This is a genomic window from Bradyrhizobium sp. sGM-13 (genome assembly GCF_018398875.1).
Lineage (GTDB): Bacteria > Pseudomonadota > Alphaproteobacteria > Rhizobiales > Xanthobacteraceae > Bradyrhizobium.
This window is the reverse complement of record NZ_JAGWDK010000332.1, coordinates 1-263: the sequence shown is the minus strand read 5'-3', so window position 1 is coordinate 263 and position 263 is coordinate 1. Positions and strand designations below refer to the sequence as shown.

Here is a 263-nt window from a genome sequence, read left to right as displayed (position 1 = left end):
GGTCATCGATGAGGACCTCGGTATTTCCGGTTCCGGCCTTTCCGAGCGCACCGGCTTCGCGCGTATGACCGCGGAGGTCGGCCTCGGCCAGGTGGGCATCGTGCTCGGCTTGGAAGTCTCGCGACTAGCGCGCAATAATGCTGATTGGTACCGTCTGCTCGATCTATGTGGCCTGACCCACACGCTCATCGGTGATGGAGATGGGATTTACGATCGATCATGTTGATACCTTCATTTGTTTGCTCTCGGGTCGAAAACGAGGT

1 pseudogene is annotated in these 263 nt (G+C 57.4%); it reads left to right on the top strand.

The features are described from left to right. A pseudogene (locus KJQ96_RS39230) lies at nt 1–214 on the top strand (recombinase family protein); the annotation flags it as partial. Between the last annotated feature and the right edge of the window lie 49 nt (nt 215–263).